Consider the following 16,047-nt stretch of genomic DNA (forward strand, 5'->3'; position numbering starts at 1 on the left):
CTCTAGCAAGTGCCAAAGGGATTGCAGCCTATACAGAAACAAGTTCCCAAAAGCCCTTGTAAAATTTTTTACAATAAATTATTTAATTATTACCAAGAAGACCTAAGTAATATTACCATTCCTAGTAAAATGCAAGAAGCACGTTGAAGTAACAATCAATGTGCTTTTTCCATATATTACATCAGACAAGTCTTTGTAAGTTTCCTGCTTTCCTTTTTTCTGGGAGGTAATGTAACAATATCAATCAACAAGGAGGTATCATAAGAATGTCTCATCGCAAAGATATATCTAAAAATGAAAAGTTAGACAGAAAGTAGAAGTTGAAAATACTATTGGTAATGCTGGCAATCTAGGAGCCATTGAACGCTAAATTAATAATATCGAGTTCAAGCTAGCAATCCGTTTTTTGGTCTGGCCGAAATCAAAAAAGAAGTTAGAGACATCAAAGTGCCAATTAACGTGCTTCCCGCATTTTCATTTCTAACCTAACTGCCTCACTTTCTTTTACAAGAAAGCCTATAAACGCTACAATAAAAGATGTATAATAGTAGAAATCTTATATAGTACTGGATTGGTTGTTAGAATAATGAATTTAATTAAAGGAAGGTAATCTATGTCTGAAGAAAACCAAAATATAACTCGAGTACATTTAGAAGGTAAGGAAATTATCCTTATTGGGACCGCGCACGTATCAAAGCAAAGCGCAGAACAAGTCAAGGAAGTTATCGAAGCTGAAAAGCCAGACTCTGTTTGTATCGAATTAGATGGACAAAGATATCAATCCATTTTGGAAGGAAACAAGTGGAAAGAGACTGATATATTCAAAGTAATCAAAGAAAAGAAAGCCACTTTACTCTTAATGAATCTTGCCCTATCCTCTTTTCAAAAACGCATGGCCAAACAATTTGGTATTAATGCTGGACAAGAAATGATTCAGGGAATTGAATCCGCTAAGGAACTAGGGGCTAACTTAGTTCTAGCGGACAGAAATATTCAAATAACCTTCTCTCGTATTTGGCACAATGTGGGGTTCTGGGGAAAAACAAAGCTTATCATGGAGATCGTCTATAGTATTTTCAGTGACGAAAGCATCACAGAAGAGGAACTTGAGAAGCTGAAATCCCAAGATATGCTTAATGGGATGCTTGGTGAATTCACCGTAAGTTTTCCTAAATTGAAGGTGCCCTTAATTGATGAGCGGGATCAATATCTAGCTCAGAAAATCAAAGATGCTCCAGGGAATAAGGTGGTTGCGATTTTAGGAGCTGCACACGTTCCGGGAATAAAAGAGGAACTCAATAAAGAACATGATTTAGACCGTTTATCTCAGCTTCCTCCCAAATCCAAAATTCCTAAAATTCTCGGATGGGCCATCCCCATTCTCATTCTTGCGGTTATTGCCTTGACCTTTTATGCTAATCCTTCTGCTGGAGTCCAGCAAACCATAAGTTGGGTGCTCTGGACAGGAACTCTTTCAGCGCTTGGAACTGCGGTCGGTTTTGGACATCCTCTAGCCATTCTTTCTGCCTTTGTTGCAGCACCGATATCCGCCTTACATCCACTCATTGCAGCGGGTTGGTTTGCGGGGATTGTTCAAGCCTATTTTCGCCGACCCAGTGTTGGAGACTTTGAAAATCTATCTGAGGATGTATTAAGCATCAAAGGCTTTTGGAATAATAAAGTAACGCGTATTTTACTCATCGTTTTTCTGGCGAACATAGGAAGCTCCCTCGGTGCCTTTATCGGTGGCGCTGATATAGCCCGTTTATTTCTCCAAAACTTGTAACTTTCTCCTATAAAACTAATCAAGTCGCATAAAATAAAATTTTTCTTAAATAATAACGACTTTTTAGAGGAAAAGATTAGACAGTTGCAGAATAATATTCTTAAGATTAACTATCCTAATCAATAATCTAAGAATGAGGTGTAAGAATATGACAAATGTAAGAGAGTTGTACAAATGCAACATCTGCGGCAATGTTGTTGAGGTGGTTAACCCCGGTGCACCCGCCTTGGTCTGTTGTAATCAGCCTATGGTAAAGCTGGATCCATCGGAACATGATGGTGCTATGGAGAAGCACGTCCCTGTGCTCGAAACCTTGGCAGAAGGACTCTTGGTCAAAGTAGGAGATATTCCACATCCAATGGAAGAAAAACACTCCATTCGCTTCATCGAGGTCTTAACCGCAAATCAAGTCCTGAGAGCAGAACTATCTCCCGGGCAAAAACCTGAAGCTGTTTTTGCAGTGTCTAAAGAAGATGTTCTCGAAGTTCGTGAATACTGTAATGTACATGGGCTTTGGAAAGCCTGATTCATGAGTAAATAAGCAAACTTCATGTCAAAGACCCCTTGGGGATCCTCCTACTAATTAGGATTCCCAAGGGGTCTTAATTTTAATTAAATGGGATTCTTATAACCTTCATTGTCCAAGGCATCTGTCAAATACATTGCGAACGATATCCTTTGTAGCAGCTCCTTCATGAACTTTAATTCCATCGACATAATACGTGGGCACGTAATAGTAGTCGTACTCCTTAGCAAGGTCAGGTTGGAGATTTTCATCAATGATATTTACCTCGACTCCCCTATATTCAGCATGTTCATTTCTGATCTCTTCCATCCAGCGAAGAGCTTGTTTGCAATAAGGACAGGATTTCAAAACAAACAGGAGAACCGGTTTCATATACATCGCACTCCTTTTCCTAATGTTTAAGTATTGACTAACATCCACTTCAAGGACCGTTTTAATCCCCTACTGAATCTCCAATTTCCAAGCCTTCAAATTGCATCATATAGTAATGCGAATAGATACCATTATTTTCGAGGAGTTCTCTATGACTACCGCGCTCTTGTACTCCCTCATCCGTAATGACGATAATCTCATCTGAATTTTTGATTGTACTCAGGCGATGAGCGATCACAATCGTGGTTCTATTCTGTGAGAGTCTCTCAAGGGATTTTTGAATATACCGCTCACTCTCATTATCCAGTGCCGAGGTTGCCTCGTCTAGGATTAGTATCGGAGCATTCTTAAGAAATACACGAGCGATTGAGATTCTCTGCTTCTGCCCACCTGAGAGTCGGACCCCACGCTCCCCTACTAAGGTCTCATATCCTTCTTCACACGACAGGATAAAGTCATGAATATTAGCCTTCTGGGCTGCATCCATGATTTCTTCATCGGTAGCGCTTGGTTTCCCATAGGCGATATTTTCCTTAATGCTCCCTTCGAATAGATAGACATCTTGCTGCACGATACCAATAGCATTACGTAACGACTCTAGAGTAAAGTCTCGGATATCCTTTCCATCAATTGTTATGGCACCCGCTGTCACGTCATAAAATCTCGGTAGCAAGGAGCAGAGGGTTGTTTTTCCTCCACCCGAAGGTCCCACCAAGGCTATTTGCTGCCCTGCTCCAATCTTGAGACTCACATTGTTTAAGACATCATATTCATCATTGTAACGGAAAGAGACATTGTGGTATTCAATCTCACCTTTGACCTCAGTAAGTGGCAGGGCATCCTCTCGATTCACAATCTCAGGGTCTGTCTCCAGGACTTCCACGAAACGTTTGAAACCCGCGTACCCCTTTTGAAATTGTTCCGTAAAGTTAATGAGCGTATCGATTGGATTAACAAAGACATTGATGTAGAGTACATATATAGTTAAGTCCGTCAGTTTCAGGGAACCACTCGCAATAAAAACACCCCCGAAAACAAGAACTACGATATAGAGCAATCCTACTAAGAAGGAATTCCAAGCATGATAGGTGCCCATTAGCGCATAACTGCTTGTTTTAGAAGCTAAAAATTCTTGATTGCTTTGATTGAATTTTCTTCTCTCCAAACCTTCGTTAGCAAAGGATTGAACAACTCTAATCCCTGTCAGACTATCCTGAAGCCTAGAATTAACTTTAGCAATTTTAACCCTATTATCAGTAAAAACTGCCTCCATCTTATAATTCTTATAAAGACTAAAGACCACCATGATCAGCGTAACGAATAATAGAATAAGCGTCAACGGGATGTTGATCCACATCAAAAGAGCAAAAGAGCCAATGATTTTCAGGGTTGATATAAAAAGATTTTCTGGTCCGTGGTGTGCAAGCTCAGTAATATCAAATAAATCGACGACCAGCTTCGACATCATTTCTCCACTATTATTGCGGTCGTAATAAGAAAAGGAAAGCCTCTGGAAATGATCAAAGAGATCTCTCCTCATATCCTTTTCCATTCTGGCACCCATGATATGTCCCCAGGACGTAATAAACTTCTGGCAGAAGAACTTAATGAAATAGAGGGCAAGTAAGGCGATCCCCACGTAACCCATTGAGCTTAGAATGATATCATTGCCTAGAGTAAATAAATTCTTGAGGAGATAATTAAAGATTTGAGGAAAGGCCAAATCCACAATGGAGACGACAATGGCGCAGAACATATCCATGTAAAATAGAAACCGATAAGGCTTGTAGTACTTAAGAAACTTCTTGAAAATTGGCATAAACACAGCGGTCACTCTTCCTTTGAATCCACTTAGGAACGGCTATAGCCTTCCTTAAGCAATATCTCTATTTGAGTAGATATTATATCACGAAATTAAAGTGAAACACTAATCTATTAAACTTAAGCCTTCTGTTAAGTCAGAAGGCTTAATAATAAACGATAGTAGATTTGAAGATATTCTTGGCACACTAAATTTCATTCACTACTTTCCAAACGTGAAAATTCTTGCTTCATACGGTCGAATACTCTAATCTTTTCCGATCTATTATCATCAACTGTATTGAAATAAATTGCCTCTCCTATATGAATGCAATGCTTACTTTCGCTAATGTGTAACGGAACGAAGGCAAGATGCCTATTAGTCTGCTTCCTATAGTTTTTTTCCAGGTCAAGAAATCCGTGATACATTTCATTTATACTCGAGCCTGTATCCGTATATTCAATATCGGGGCAAATCAAAAGGCTCTGACCCTCGGTCAAAGCTGAAATACTTTGCCTGAAAGTCTTTACTATGGCCTTTGAACCGCGAAAAACAGGAATTGCTCGTATCGAATGCATTAATCCTGATACGCAGAAGGACAACGGAAATGCAATGACTGCAGCAAGTACCTTTGGCATCCTGAAACGCTTTGTAAAGGTATAATCGTAAAATTGGCGGAAACATGTGTTTTGATCACAAAATACGCTCAGAACCCACGGGCGAATAGATGTATTAAACCAAACCATGCTGATAATCGGCCCCCGTAGGTTCTGATGATGCACCACATAAACAACAGGTGTTACTGTTACGTTTGGAGGGCAAACCCTATATCGCGGTGTAAAGCATCGAGCGCAAAAGCGACAAAATCGAAAAACACTATGATATATTATATTTTTCATTACATTTTCCTCGTAAAACGTCTTAAGCGAAAATGTCTTTTGATTCCTAAAGCCGAAGAGACTTTTGAATATTCCTTGTCGCGGAAAACCCAGCGTAATTGAACCTGATAACTGAATAAACCCAAAGCAATATCAATGAAAATCTTTATAACTGATTCGTTGACTCTCCAGAACAGGCTGAAGGTGTAGACCAGACTAAAGGAGGTCAACATTAAAAAAATACACAAAATATAGTAACGTAATACCGAACTCGCCAACTTGCCGTTGTAAGCAAAGATAAGATTTCTGTTCATTAAATAATTGCATAGGGAGGATATCACCCGAGCAATGACAGTACTGACAAAAATCCGTACAGGTGCAGAAAAAGCCGCGAACACAACACTATTCAGCATGAAAAAGCCAAGTATGTCGAGAAATCCAGAAAGAATAGTTGCCCCAGAGTACTGTATCAGTCCTGAAATAAGGCGAAGGAAAATACTTGACGCATCCTTGACCGTACTGAAATGTGATCCAGAATTGTTATCGTAATATACCGTCTTTATAGATATCGTTGAAAAACCGATATTACGATGCCTCGCTTTTATCAGCATATTGATTTCAAAATCATAACGTTCTCCATTTAACTCAACCATCCATACAAGCTCACTTACTGGTATCCCTCTAAGACCTGTTTGCGTATCCTGCAGATTATAGCCATAGAGCACCTGAAAAATACGACTGGTCACCCGATTTCCCATGTAACTTCGCTTTGGCACATTTTCCGCTTTGAAATTTCTAACACCTAAAATAAGATCATTTTTCTTCAGAGACAGCCTCTCACATATTCTGCAAATATCCTCTACTGTATGCTGACCATCCGCATCAGCAGTAACCACACCGTCCAGATGAGAAAAATGTTCGATAACATAGGAGAACGCTGTTTTCAGGGCTCTACCCTTGCCACGATTCTCTTTATGTGTGAGCACAGTACAATGCTCTAGCTGTTCTACCGAATGAAAAATACTATTAAAAGAAGCATCACTTCCGTCATTTACGATGATAACCTGCGGCACACCATGTTCTAAAAGATCACGAACAAAGTCTGCTAAATTTTGCATTGGATTTAGGGCAGGTATAACAACTAAGCTATTAACGTTTACTGACCTTGTTTTCTCCTTTTTTTCTCTAATAAAGGTTAATGTCCTTTTATACTTTCTATTCAACGATCACATCATCCCTACTAACTTTTCTTTTCTATCCACTCCCTGCTTCCTAAATCTCGCATTATTTTGTATGACTGAAACAAACGACATAAATAAACCTCCATTCATTTTCTTGTTAATTAATACAAGATATGAGTGGAGGTAACTATTGATGAGAACAATCGTCCTTTAGCTTAGAGCTTATTACATCTTGCCCTACCTGGCAATACGCTTTAGGGCAACATCTAAAGCCTCTTGAGCAGTTTGTGCGTATGCCAGTTCAATGCTTCTTCTTTCATCAAGGTAAGCTTCTTCGTATGCAATTCCCCTTACCTTCCCAGCCCAACCACCAGAGGATTCAAGAACCACGACCGGTTTACGATTTAGATAGGCTGTGGAAAGTTCACCCAAGGTGCCATTGCCACCACCCACCATAATCAATGCGTCGGAAGAGTGTACAAGAATCAAACTCCGATAATCAAAGCTTAATCCCGTTGAAATTGGAACATCTATATAGGGGTTGGCAGTATCTAGGGTGTCTCCTGGCAAGATTCCTACTACGAGTCCCTTTGCCTCTTTTGCCCCTCTGGAGGCATATTCCATAACTCCACTTGTGCCACCTGTTAAGAGAACACAACCCCTTAGTGCAATTAGCTTCCCAACTTCATGGGCTAAGTGTTGAATTTCTTGGGGTAATTCACCTGACTGACCTATTACTCCGATGCGTATCACCATTTTGCCACACTTCTTTCTCAATTTTAATAAACCTGGCCCATATGCAGCCCTGGATACACGTAATACTAGTTGCCTAAAGGCCTTGTACTTTAACTATTAATCCTTCATATATTAGGGAACCGAATTATATAGTCATTATTATGTATTAATACTCCTTCTTGATTCATCTAAAGAAGCCCTGCTTATAAAGCTTGCATATTTATTAATGCATAAGGAAACTTTATGATAAAGGTTGGAATAAACTGGAGGTTACCCTAGTGAGTGCAAAAAGAAGGTCAAAAACAAAGAAATGGATTCCCCTTGGTATTATAGCAATTATAGTTGTCGGTGTCGCTGCAAGCTATCTTACGCGACCAGCTTCAACATCCTATGAAAGCGTAGTCGCTAAAATTGGAGATATTACAACGTACAATTCCTTTTCAGGAAATGTTGAAACAAAAAACCGTCAAACTGTAACGTCTGAAAAGGTTATGCAAGTTTCCGAGATTAAAGTCAAAGAGGGAGACCTGGTGAATGAAGGCGCTGTGTTAATCAAGACAACAGCAGGGGATGAAATTAAATCTAAAATCAGTGGCGAGATTGTTAATATTACGGTGGAAGAAAATGCCCAAGTCATGGCTGGTATTAAACTATTAGAAGTCGTTGATTATAATAATCTTGAAATCAAAGTTAAGGTTGATGAATATGACATTGTGGCAGTAGAGAAAGGCAAGGAAACCACTGTCAAAATAGGGGCAATAAATAAAGAGATTAAAGGTACAATCAGCAGTATGTCTAAAGAAGGGCAGATCATGAATGGTGTGACATTTTTTACTGCAACTATTGACCTTGAAAAAGATGAAAGCCTTAAAATTGGTATGTCGGCAGAGGTAAAGCTTATTAGTAATAAGGTTACAGGGGTTGTAACCTTACCTATGACGGCTATTCAGTTTGATGCTAATAACAAGCCCTATGTTCTAAAAAAAGATGAAAAAGGCGCAGGCGTTAAAACTGAAATAACAACTGGCATAAATGATGGTACAACTGTTGAGGTTAAAAGTGGTGTTTTAAGCGGAGATACAATTCTGTATACCAAGGCTACCGCGACACAAGGTATGGGATTTCCCCGAGGCAGAGCAAATAGCGACGGTGTAAGCGGAGGCAATAACAATGGCAGAAATCCTTAGTATGCAAAATATCTGTAAAAGCTACTACATGGGTGAAGAAGAGTTAGAGGTTCTGCATAACGTAAACTTATCAATTCACACCGGTGAATTTCTGTCCATACTTGGCCCGTCAGGCTCTGGAAAATCTACAATGATGAATATCATCGGCTGTCTTGATGTGCCTTCGTCGGGAAAGTATTTTCTCTCCGGTCATGATATCGACGACCTTGATGAAATCGAGCTTGCCAAAATACGAAACAAAGAAATAGGTTTTGTGTTTCAGAGTTTCCAGCTTTTGCCAAGAATGACCGCACTGCAGAATGTGGAGCTTCCCTTAATTTATGCTGGTGTATCCTCTTCAATGCGCCAAAAACGGGCCAAGGTAATCCTGGAACGTGTTGGATTATCTGATAAAATGGTAAATCTCCCGAATCAGCTTTCCGGCGGACAGCAACAGCGTGTCGCTATTGCTCGTGCCCTGGTTACAGAACCATCAATCCTTCTGGCAGACGAACCCACAGGCGCCTTAGACCAAAAAACTGGAGCTCAGGTCATGCAGCTTTTTGAAGAGCTTAATAGGGAACGAAGAACAATTATTATGATTACGCATGATAGCAATATTGCCCGTCACGCCAAGAGAGTTGTCAATATTTTAGATGGGTATTTAACGGAGCAGGAGGTACAATCGGATGCTCCCTGAAAGTATCAGAATGTCATGGGAAAATATTATTAACAATAAGCTGCGTTCATTTTTGACAATGCTGGGTATTGTCATCGGCGTAGCCTCTATTATCGCCTTGATTACTATTGTTCAAGGTGCGACAAACAGCATCAGCAATCAAGTTAAAGAGCTAGGTGCCAATAAGATTACAATTACTGCTATGGGCACTCCTCTCAAACAGGGCCTTAACCAAGATGATATGAAAAAGATCTCTGAAGTCAATAATATCAATGGCATTTCGCCTACGATTTCTGGAAAAACAGGAATTGCTTATAGTAGCAAGGTCCTTGAAAACGTAACTGTTCAGGGTAAAAATGAGGTTTATTTTAAACTTGATTCCAGTTTACTCAAGTCAGGAAGGTCCATAAATATTCTTGACTTAGATAGTAAAAATCAAGTAGCAGTTATTGGGAGTAATATTGTAAAGGAGCTTTATTATGGCGTTGATCCAGTAGGAAAAGAGCTAATCATCAACGGAACAACCTATACTGTAATAGGTACACTTACCACTTCTAATGGATTTAGTATGGGATCCAATAATGATACAGTGATAATTCCTTACACAACAGCACTCCGCAGCTTGGGTGTAAAAAACATCTCAAGTCTTGATGTGTTTTTGGTAGATACTAATTTAGCCGACGATACAGTGACCGACATTAAAGGAGTGTTAAACCCGGCGTTTAACTACAAGGAAAATGCCTATACCATATTTAACATGGGTGATATGATAGAATCCTTCCAATCGATGATGTCAATGATGTCCCTACTCCTTGCTGGAATTGCCGCGATATCACTGGTTGTCGGCGGTATCGGCATTATGAATATGATGCTTGTCTCTATCATCGAGCGTACGACTGAAATTGGTTTGCGGAAAGCGTTAGGTGCAACACCCTATCGAATCCAACTTCAATTTCTAATCGAATCGATATTCCTTTCCTTATTTGGAGGACTCATAGGATTGCTACTTGGTGCTCTAATTGCCTATGTTGCGTCAACACTAATTGGCATTGGTTTCTCGATCTCACTATCAACTATTTCGCTTGCTGTAGGATTCTCTGCAGCCGTTGGTATAGTCTTTGGATATGCGCCTGCAAGTAAAGCAAGTCAATTAAATCCAATAGACGCGCTTCGAAGTTTATAATTAAGTTGAACCGGATGGACGACCCATTTTCTAAAAACTTGTTAACGGCATCTGCCCTTGCATTGCCAGGCTAAGTCTCTTTTCTACTTCGGCCCAGTTAGCTATTTGCCACCAAGACTTAACATAATCTTTCCGTTTAGATTCGTAATCCAGGTAATACGCATGCTCCCATACATCCATGACAAGTAGCGGAATACTTCCCACTTGTAAGGAATCCTGATGCTTTTCAGCGGCTAGGATTTCCAACCGGTTCCAACCCGGTTGCCAGACTAACATGGTCCACCCCGAGCCTTCCACATTGATTGCAGCCTCACTAAATTGTTCCTGAAAGGCATTGAAACTTCCGAAATAGTTATTTATTTGCCCATGCGTTTGGGCACCCGGAGTAACCCATCGATTCATAACTGGAGCCATAGATGTCCAATAGATACTATGAAGAATATGGCCAGAACCATGAAAGGCAAGTTCACGTTCCCAGTGTTTCACTAGACTAAAATTCTTTAATTGCCTTGCTTCCGCTAGCATTACCTCAGCTTTATTTAGACCATCTACATAGGCTTTGTGGTGTTGCGTATGATGGATTTGTAGTAGCCTAGTGCTAATCACAGGTTCAAGTGCATTATATGGATAAGATAAATGTGGCAATCTGTGTTGCCCAAGGGGTATCGTATACAGTTGCATATTATCTGCCCCTCCGATCAATTCACTATGGTAACACTAAAATATTCTATTACGATTTTTCCATTTTGTGCGGGATAAATCTGTAGCCATGCGCAAGCCCCGACAACCCCACCTACCCAGACAGCAACGCCAGCAGCCTCGGGAACACTGGCTGTCGCCCCATCCTGTCTACACCACAATCTGGTGCAGTAGACACTGTACAATCGGGATTAGTACCAGTTCAAACGTCCAGTGGGATTTACTATGTAGATATGGGCTCGGCTGATAAAAAATAGGAGCCGCAATCTGTTGTCCAGGAGGCGCCAACCTATCTTTTCTAAATGCTTTGTAGAGATACTTCGCATTGGCCTCATTATTTGAGTTCAACTGGAAAAGACTGCGTTCAAATGTTTATAAAAAAATAAATAAAAAATATAGAGCTGTTCAGACAGCAAAGTAAGCCCGACTTTCGTCCCTGCTCAAATTGTTGGTCTCGTAGTCAAGCTCTCTTTTGCCTTTATAATAAGGGATAACCGTTTTCACCTGGGTCTGCAGCAGCATCACTTCAGAAACCCAGATATGATACGGATTATCCATTCTTCGCCAAGGAAAATCCCTTCTCACAGCATGATATCAAGTTAATAGTTTCTTAAGCCATGCGATTCCATCCGACCTTTGAATATCAGCACATCCATAATCCATCAAGCGCCTTCTCATTCTTAGGCATGTTTCCTTCCATTATACGACAAGCACCTAAAAGAAGCTTTGGATAAATTGCCCATACTTATAACAACTGAAACTTACTAGCTACATAACCCTAGCTATTTGTTAATTCCCTAATAATTCACAAATTTATGGGGAAAATAATCCAAATCCCCCAAATTGGAACATTAGAGGAAGGTCTATGCATGTTTCATTTTCTCAAGAAGCAACTCCGAACGATACAACTAATGAACCAAAATTCCAAGAATGATAGAGAAGAGAAAACTGAGTCTCAATCCGACCTTTCTCGAGATCTCAAACAAAACTTAGATTACGTAAAAGAAGCCTTAGGTATAAGTTATGACGTGACTCTACGTGAATTTAACTTCGGAAATCAAGGTCAAATCAAGGGCGCTCTCGTCTTTATAAAGGGCATCACCGATAAAAAGACCATTAATGAAAGTATCATCAAACCCTTGATGTATGAAAGCCAACTCCTGAATAAACAGGAAACCGCAACGTATAATATTGATACCATCAAAACAACGATGCTTTCAGTCAATGATGTTCAGGTCGTCACTACGATCAATGAAGCAGTCGAGGGTTGCCTGTCAGGGGATACTCTTTTACTGATTAATGGCCTGAAAGAGGCTTTACTCATTAGTACGGCCGGAGGAGAGGTCCGGGGATTAGAAGAACCTAAAACTGAAACCGTTATTCGGGGATCACATGAAGGTTTTACCGAAAGCCTACTTACGAATACAACCCTATTACGGCGTAGAATCAAGAATCCTAATCTCACCTTCGAAACTATGATCATTGGAAAACAAACAAAGACTACAGTCTGTGTCGCCTATATCAAAGGAATATCTAATCCTCAACTTATAGAAGAAATTCACCGTCGGCTCAAGAGAATTAATACGGATGCTATTCTAGAGTCAGGATATATCGAACAATTTATCGAAGATGCGCCTTTCTCAATTTTTTCTACTGTGGGTAATAATGAAAAGCCAGATAAAGTTGCAGGTAAGTTACTTGAGGGGCGTGCAGCCATCTTGGTTAATGGCACTCCCTTTGTCCTGACCGTCCCGATGCTTTTTTTGGAGAGCTTTCAAACTTCAGAAGATTACTATTCTCGTCCATACTATGTAAGCCTAGTTCGGCTTCTACGGGTGATAGCCTTTACGATTGCTACCTTAGCCCCTGCAATTTATGTCGCCTTAACAACCTTTCACCAAGAATTGATCCCTACTCCGTTATTATTTACTATGGCAGCAGCAGAAGAAGGGGTCCCTTTCCCATCCGTAGTCGAAGCCTTTGTGATGGGGTTAATCTTCGAAATTCTGCGGGAAGCCGGTATACGATTACCCCGTGCTGTTGGTCAAGCAATTAGTATTGTAGGAGCTTTGGTTCTCGGTGAGACCGCCGTACAAGCCGGTCTTGTCGGAGAACCGATCCTCATTGTTGTGTCTCTTACGGCTGTTTCCAGCTTTGTTATTCCTTCACAGACCGATTCAGGAGCTATCATACGATTAATTATGGTTCTCCTTGCAGGAACCTTGGGCATCTATGGGATTATGCTTGGACTGTTGGGGATATTGATCCATCTTTCGTCCTTAAGATCCTTCGGTACCCCTTACTTATCACCTTTTGCCCCACTTAGTGTTAAAGATTTAAAAGACACTCTGGTGCGGGTACCCCTATGGGCGATGTTAACTCGTCCTCGATTAATTGGGTGGAATGACCCTCAAAGGGAAGAATTCAGATTAAAACCAACCGAACCAACAAAAGATAGTGAAAACTCAACTTCCACCGAAACGAAATAAATGTGGCACTGTAGGTGTATCAAATGAAAAAACGGCTACAAAAAATTTTATCTTATTTTCTATGCCTTCTATTAGTTTTCAACATCGCAGGATGTTGGAATCGGCGTGAGTTAAATACTTTAGCAATCGTCCTTGGCTTAGGTATGGACAAAGCTCCCGAACCCAATAAAATTAAGTTGACTGCCCAAGTCGTCATCCCAAGCGCACTGAAGTCTTCCGCAAAGGCAGATACCGGTGGGACCAAAGCGTTTTGGAACATAACCAATTCGGGAGATACACTTTTCAATACGCTTAGAGATTTTACCCATGAAAGCAACCGGAAACTCTATTTCCCACATATCCAAGTAATAATTTTCGGTCATGATCTTGCAGCGAAAGGGGTTCAGGAACAGATGGACTTCTTTGCCCGAGACCATGAGACACGACTTAATACCTGGATATTAGTCTCCGAAACTACAGCGAAAGAAGCGCTCGATAATGTCCCTGAATTAGATAAGATACCCTCAAGTAATATTTTTAAATTAGTTGAAGCTCAAAAAGCAACATCTCAATCCGTTGAGGTTAACTTAGAGCAATTTTTGGCCCGATTGATGAGTCAAACCACAGCCCCCATTGCTCCTCTCATCAAAATCAAAGAGGAAGATAAGGAAAAATCCGTTCTTGTCGAAGGGACCGGCGTATTTAAGAAAGATAAGTTAGTGGGTGAACTGAACAAGACAGAAACCCGTGGCCTCTTATGGGTTATGGATAAAGTCAAGAGCGGAATAATTGATGTCAATCGCCCAGATGATGACAGTAAAGCCAGTCTAGAAATCCTTCGATCGAAAACAAAAGTTAAACCGGAGATTATAGACGATCAAATTGTTATGAAGATCGATGTTAAAGGAGAAGGAACGATCGGTAGTCAGTATACCCCTGAAGAACTCGTATCGCCAGATAAGGTTAAAGCCTTAGAGAGTGAAGCGTCCGATGCGATTAAATCAGAAATTATGGCTGCCCTAAAAAAAGCAAGGGAACTTAACGCAGATGTTTTTGGCTTTGGAGATTTTGTTCATCAACACTACCGCGATGAATGGAAAGAGTTGGAGGGTAACTGGGATGAAATTTTCCCCACTGTTGAAGTGGAAATAACGGCCGAGTTTAAGTTACGCCGATCAGGTAGAATAAGTAGACCCCCTGTACCTGCAAAGGAGTAAAAAATTTAAATGAAGCTTGAAAAAGGAACGATATCCAGTTCACAATTCACATTCTTAATCGCAGGTATTATTTTCGGAAGTGTAATGACCTTGACCTTTGCAGCCCAAATTACGAAGCATGACTATTTGCTTCCTACACTTGCCGGATTCGGATTAAGCTTACCTTTCGTTCTTGTTTATACCGCCCTTGCTCAAAGATTCCCTGATAATAATATTCTCCAGATTAATGATATCCTCTACGGCCCCTATCTGGGTAAATTCATTTCCACTACGTATCTCTTCTTTGTTTTTACAATCCTCATTTCAAATTTTCGTTTTATCGGGGATTTTATCAAAACTTATCTCCTGCCGGAAACCCCACTATCCGTCATTATCATTCTCTTTGCTTTGATTTGTGCTTGGACAGTACGAAACGGAATAGAAGTCATCGCTCGGGTGGGTCCAGTTCTAGTCGTTATTGCAGTATTCTCCATATTATTTACCACTATTTTAGTAATAAAAGATATGGATCTAACGAATTTTTTACCCATTTTCGATATTAAATTAACCGAATTTTTACAAGCCACCCATATTATTCTATCCATTCCATTCTGCGAGATATTTATTTTTCTTTTCTTTGTTCCTACCTTGAACAAGAAGCAACAGCTAAAGCGCTCAGTTTTAACCGGGGTCAGTTTCGCCGGGGCCTACCTCTTGATTAACGTATTGAGAAATATTGCCGTTTTAGGACCGATCATAGGCATTATTGCCTCCCCACCTTATGAAGCGATTAGGCTCATTAATGTAGGAGGATTTCTTACACGATTAGAAATCTTTTTTGCGATCTCACTAATTGTCATGGTGTTTTTAAAGGTTAGTATCCTATATTATGTTACAGCCCTTGGGACGGCCCAGTTATTAAACTTACGATCCTATCTTCCTATGGTAATTCCCTTAGGTATTTTTAGTATCATTTTTTCCATAGTGATGTATGATTCGAGCATGGAACAAGCGCAAGTCGGGATTAGTGTTTGGCCAATCTGGACTATACCTTTTGAGTTTATCCTTCCCATAATCACTCTGCTCTTAGCTAAGCTACGAAAAATACCCAAAAAACAGGGGGCCAAAAGCAAATGATTGTTTTATTGATCTTAGCATTTCTCGGTGCTGTCTTATTTGAAGTCCCTGCCCTTATTCAAAAAAAAAACTGGCGTGAATTGATCGCTTTTTCTTTTTTTCTAGCCATAGCCTTCGGACTATCCCTACTCCATACGATCGGCATTAAGATCCCAAGCCCTGTCCGCGGTATTAGTTATCTTATTGAAAATGTACTCCATTTAAGTTATAAGTAGATATTTTTAATGGGGACAACCCCGA

15 protein-coding genes are annotated in these 16,047 nt (G+C 40.2%); 10 read left to right on the forward strand and 5 right to left on the reverse strand.

Going from position 1 to position 16,047, the window contains the following annotated elements; all coding sequences use genetic code 11:
• The first annotated feature begins 613 nt into the window (after positions 1-613).
• Both ACZ42W_RS12165 and ACZ42W_RS12170 read left to right on the forward strand, forming a co-directional pair.
• The gene (locus tag ACZ42W_RS12165) at positions 614-1,786 is read left to right on the forward strand and encodes a TraB/GumN family protein (protein WP_464165621.1); all 1,173 of its coding nucleotides are present in this window, start codon (positions 614-616) and stop codon (positions 1,784-1,786) included.
• Between the two features lie 148 nt (positions 1,787-1,934).
• Positions 1,935-2,312: a desulfoferrodoxin gene (locus ACZ42W_RS12170; protein ID WP_464165622.1), complete on the forward strand. Its 378-nt coding sequence runs from the start codon at positions 1,935-1,937 to the stop codon at positions 2,310-2,312.
• Positions 2,313-2,420: 108 nt separating this feature from the next.
• Here the strand turns inward: ACZ42W_RS12170 and ACZ42W_RS12175 are convergent, their stop codons facing one another.
• Together ACZ42W_RS12175 and ACZ42W_RS12180 are read right to left on the reverse strand one after the other, a co-directional pair.
• Positions 2,421-2,684, reverse strand: coding sequence for a thioredoxin family protein (locus ACZ42W_RS12175; RefSeq protein WP_464165623.1), 264 nt, complete (start codon positions 2,682-2,684; stop codon positions 2,421-2,423).
• A gap of 61 nt (positions 2,685-2,745) precedes the next feature.
• A complete protein-coding gene (locus ACZ42W_RS12180) occupies positions 2,746-4,503 on the reverse strand; it encodes an ABC transporter ATP-binding protein (protein ID WP_464170987.1) in 1,758 nt (585 codons plus the stop codon).
• A 513-nt stretch (positions 4,504-5,016) separates the two neighbouring features.
• On the opposite strand from ACZ42W_RS12180, the gene ACZ42W_RS12185 reads away from it, so the two are divergent.
• Entirely contained in the window at positions 5,017-5,148 is a 132-nt protein-coding gene (locus ACZ42W_RS12185) for a hypothetical protein (protein WP_464165624.1), read from the forward strand.
• Positions 5,149-5,383: 235 nt separating this feature from the next.
• Here the strand turns inward: ACZ42W_RS12185 and ACZ42W_RS12190 are convergent, their stop codons facing one another.
• Together ACZ42W_RS12190 and ACZ42W_RS12195 are read right to left on the reverse strand one after the other, a co-directional pair.
• Entirely contained in the window at positions 5,384-6,586 is a 1,203-nt protein-coding gene (locus ACZ42W_RS12190) for a glycosyltransferase (protein WP_464165625.1), read from the reverse strand.
• 195 nt (positions 6,587-6,781) lie between these two features.
• Positions 6,782-7,300, reverse strand: coding sequence for a TIGR00725 family protein (locus tag ACZ42W_RS12195; RefSeq protein ID WP_464165626.1), 519 nt, complete (start codon positions 7,298-7,300; stop codon positions 6,782-6,784).
• 257 nt (positions 7,301-7,557) lie between these two features.
• On the opposite strand from ACZ42W_RS12195, the gene ACZ42W_RS12200 reads away from it, so the two are divergent.
• The 3 genes from ACZ42W_RS12200 to ACZ42W_RS12210 are packed head-to-tail and all read left to right on the forward strand — an operon-like array spanning position 7,558 to position 10,307.
• Positions 7,558-8,466 carry an efflux RND transporter periplasmic adaptor subunit gene (locus ACZ42W_RS12200; protein ID WP_464165627.1) on the forward strand — a complete coding sequence of 303 codons (909 nt, stop codon included), beginning with the start codon at positions 7,558-7,560 and terminating at the stop codon, positions 8,464-8,466.
• A complete protein-coding gene (locus ACZ42W_RS12205; RefSeq protein ID WP_464165628.1) occupies positions 8,450-9,145 on the forward strand; it encodes an ABC transporter ATP-binding protein in 696 nt (231 codons plus the stop codon). Before ACZ42W_RS12200 ends, ACZ42W_RS12205 begins: the two co-directional genes overlap by 17 nt.
• Positions 9,135-10,307 carry an ABC transporter permease gene (locus tag ACZ42W_RS12210; protein WP_464165629.1) on the forward strand — a complete coding sequence of 391 codons (1,173 nt, stop codon included), beginning with the start codon at positions 9,135-9,137 and terminating at the stop codon, positions 10,305-10,307. Before ACZ42W_RS12205 ends, ACZ42W_RS12210 begins: the two co-directional genes overlap by 11 nt.
• Before the next feature lie 30 nt (positions 10,308-10,337).
• On the opposite strand, the gene ACZ42W_RS12215 is transcribed toward ACZ42W_RS12210, so the two are convergent.
• On the reverse strand, positions 10,338-10,988 hold the full coding sequence (locus tag ACZ42W_RS12215; RefSeq protein ID WP_464165630.1) for a superoxide dismutase: 651 nt from the start codon (positions 10,986-10,988) through the stop codon (positions 10,338-10,340).
• An 887-nt stretch (positions 10,989-11,875) separates the two neighbouring features.
• Here ACZ42W_RS12215 and ACZ42W_RS12220 point away from each other — a divergent pair.
• Genes ACZ42W_RS12220 through ACZ42W_RS12235 form a run of 4 tightly spaced genes read left to right on the forward strand, consistent with a single transcriptional unit; the run spans position 11,876 to position 16,022 of the window.
• Positions 11,876-13,495, forward strand: coding sequence for a spore germination protein (locus ACZ42W_RS12220; protein ID WP_464165631.1), 1,620 nt, complete (start codon positions 11,876-11,878; stop codon positions 13,493-13,495).
• Positions 13,496-13,518: 23 nt separating this feature from the next.
• The gene (locus ACZ42W_RS12225; RefSeq protein WP_464165632.1) at positions 13,519-14,691 is read left to right on the forward strand and encodes a Ger(x)C family spore germination protein; all 1,173 of its coding nucleotides are present in this window, start codon (positions 13,519-13,521) and stop codon (positions 14,689-14,691) included.
• A 9-nt stretch (positions 14,692-14,700) separates the two neighbouring features.
• Positions 14,701-15,807, forward strand: coding sequence for a GerAB/ArcD/ProY family transporter (locus ACZ42W_RS12230; RefSeq protein ID WP_464165633.1), 1,107 nt, complete (start codon positions 14,701-14,703; stop codon positions 15,805-15,807).
• Entirely contained in the window at positions 15,804-16,022 is a 219-nt protein-coding gene (locus ACZ42W_RS12235) for a hypothetical protein (RefSeq protein ID WP_464165634.1), read from the forward strand. The genes ACZ42W_RS12230 and ACZ42W_RS12235 overlap by 4 nt, the downstream gene beginning before the upstream one ends.
• Positions 16,023-16,047 lie beyond the last annotated feature (25 nt).

The organism is Desulfitobacterium elongatum (genome assembly GCF_055378975.1).